Raw genomic sequence first — 2,486 nt, 5'->3', positions numbered from 1 at the left:
CGGCGTCGGCCCAGCGGTCGGCGACGCTGCGACCGAGCATCAGGTCGCCGACGAAGCCGATCCGCGTGGCGTCTCCGTCGGCCGCGTCGGCGTCGATCGCGCCGTCGTCGGAACCGGATGGAGACGCGGCGCAGCCGGCGATTCCGGTGGCTCCGGCGACACCCGAGGCGAGCAGCGCCCGACGAGAGACCATCGTCACGTGGTCTCGGCGAGCGGTGACTTCAAGGCTCCGAACGGGGTGAGAACGGGGACCGCCCTGACCGTCGCGTCACGCGACCGCGACGCCGTTGCGCGTGAGGTAGTCGCTCGCGGCCTTGATCTCGACCGGGCTGCCGATGATCCGGTACCGCTCCGGCATCTCGATGATGGTGACCGTGAACCGGTCTTCGAGACACTCCCGGTGGCCCTCGAGCGCGCCGCGCGGGAGGACGATCTGCGTGCTGTCTCGAAGGCTCGACGGATCTGGCATTCGGCGTGTCTGAGAGTTGCTCGTCGCCGATATAACCGTGTCGAAGTATCGACGTGCCAACCACTCTCGCGGCGGAGATCCGGGGTTCGCGGTCGGCTATCGTCGCGGCCGAACCTCGGGACCGCCCCGGCGACCCGAAGGAACACCTTTAACGACGCGACCGGCCGAGAAACGGGTAATGGGACTGGAGGAGGAGATCGAAGACCTCCGCGAGGAGATCGCCGAGACGCCCTACAACAAGTCAACGGAGGCGCACATCGGGCGGCTGAAGGCGAAGCTCGCGGAGAAAAAGGAGAAGCTGGAGAACCAGTCCTCCGCCGGCGGCGGCCACGGCTACGCGGTCGAGAAGCACGGCGACGCCACGGTCGCCTTAGTCGGGTTCCCGAGCGTCGGCAAGTCCACCCTCATCAACGCCCTCACCAACGCCGACAGCGAGGTCGGCTCCTACGAGTTCACCACCCTTGACGTCAACCCGGGAATGCTGAAGTACCGCGGCGCGAACATCCAGATCCTCGACGTGCCGGGCCTGATCGAGGGTGCCGCGGGCGGCCGCGGGGGCGGCAAGGAGGTTCTCTCCGTCGTCCGGACGGCGGACCTCGTCGTGTTCATGCTTTCGGTCTTCGAGATCGAGCAGTACGACCGGCTCCGCGAGGAGCTGTACGCGACCAACATCCGGCTGGACACGGAGCCGCCGAACATCAACATCCGCAAGACGCACAAGGACGGGCTCGGCGTGACGATGAGCGACGAGGTGAGTTTGGACGAGGAGACCGTCAAGCAGGTGCTCCGCGAGTACGGCTACGTCAACGCGAAGGTCACGATTCCCCACGACCTCACGATCGACGAACTCGTCGACGCCGTGATGGATAATCGTGAGTATCTCCCGTCGATGGTCACCGTCAACAAGGCAGACCTCATCGACAAGAGCTACCTCCCGACCGTGAAAGAGGAGCTCCGCGAGCGCGACCTCGACCCCGACGACGTGCTCTTCATCTCCGCCGAGAAGGGCCTCGGTCTCGACGGACTCAAGGAGCGCCTCTGGGAGGAACTCGGCGTTATTCGGATATACATGGACAAGCCGGGGCGCGGCGTCGACTACGAGGAGCCGCTCATCCTCTTCGAGGGCGACACCGTCGGCGACGCCTGTACGAAGATCGGCGGCGAGTTCGACGAGCGGTTCAAGTTCGCGCGGGTGTCCGGTGAGAGCGCCAAACACGACGACCAGCAGGTCGGGAAGAGCCACGAGTTGGCCGACGAGGACGTGCTCCGGATCGTCGCGCGAAAGTGAGTCGACATCGGTAGGTTCGGGCGCGGGTTTTCTGTTCAGAGCGGTGAACCGGCTGCCAGTCGCAGACAGCGGGGTTTACGCTGCGTCAGATCCGTTGAAACGCTATTCTTTGGACGTACTCCTGCTGGAACGGGCTGGTCGCTGAAGCGCGAGGAGTGGCCACGTTTCGGGCCGGGAGAAGACCTATCCTCGAAGAAGCGGTCGGTCGAATATGGTCCTCGCACCGGACGAGATCCCAGATCAGCTGTTGATCGACTACGAGAACGCGACCGTGTACGGCGATTTCGAACAGGAGCAGGTGCTTCACCGAGGCGAGGTTCGTGTTCTCCCGAACGGATGGGTTGCGTTGCCCACCGACCGACTCCTGTCCCCCGAAGCGGTACACCACATCGATCCGTAGAGAGCCGTACTGAGCGGTTGCGGGCGTAAAACAGCAACTGCTGTCGATTTCAACAAAGCCGGCACCCGGTTTGTACGGTCCCGCCGGAGTCGGTATCGCGGAGTCTTCAGACCTGTCGGGTGTCCTTGACAGCGCGTTTCAGTGGACGCGTTCGGTCTGTCGCTGGGCCTCCGCCACGAAGAGCAGAAACGCGATGACGCCCATGAACAAGATTACGAACGGGAGCGTCGTCGCACCGTGTCGCCCGTAGAACTGTGCGAACGCCATCGGACTGACACACAGGCCGAACAGGCCGACTCGCGTAGCCCAACCTGTCCGTCCGGTCGTCG

The 2,486-nt window shown here is 64.4% G+C and carries 3 protein-coding genes and 2 pseudogenes (1 of these 5 only partly in view); 2 read left to right on the top strand and 3 right to left on the bottom strand.

Translation table 11 applies throughout. The features are described from left to right. Together BN903_RS08645 and BN903_RS08640 are read right to left on the bottom strand one after the other, a co-directional pair. Nucleotides 1–193: pseudogene (locus BN903_RS08645) on the bottom strand (CapA family protein) (it extends 617 nt beyond the left edge of the window). A gap of 75 nt (nt 194–268) precedes the next feature. Then, the gene (locus tag BN903_RS08640) at nt 269–469 is read right to left on the bottom strand and encodes a hypothetical protein (RefSeq protein ID WP_048077362.1); all 201 of its coding nucleotides are present in this window, start codon (nt 467–469) and stop codon (nt 269–271) included. A 178-nt stretch (nt 470–647) separates the two neighbouring features. Between BN903_RS08640 and BN903_RS08635 the strand changes: the two genes are divergently transcribed. Beyond that, the gene (locus tag BN903_RS08635) at nt 648–1,757 is read left to right on the top strand and encodes a GTP-binding protein (protein WP_048077361.1); all 1,110 of its coding nucleotides are present in this window, start codon (nt 648–650) and stop codon (nt 1,755–1,757) included. Nucleotides 1,758–1,968: 211 nt separating this feature from the next. Beyond that, nucleotides 1,969–2,157, top strand: a complete 189-nt coding sequence (locus BN903_RS08630; protein WP_048077360.1) for a hypothetical protein — start codon at nt 1,969–1,971, stop codon at nt 2,155–2,157. Nucleotides 2,158–2,295: 138 nt separating this feature from the next. On the opposite strand, the pseudogene BN903_RS08625 reads toward BN903_RS08630, so the two are convergent. Next, nucleotides 2,296–2,486: pseudogene (locus BN903_RS08625) on the bottom strand (hypothetical protein); the annotation flags it as partial.

The organism is Halorubrum sp. AJ67, assembly GCF_000513435.1.
Note: the sequence above shows the minus strand (reverse complement) of the source record. Positions and strands in the feature narration are given on the sequence as shown.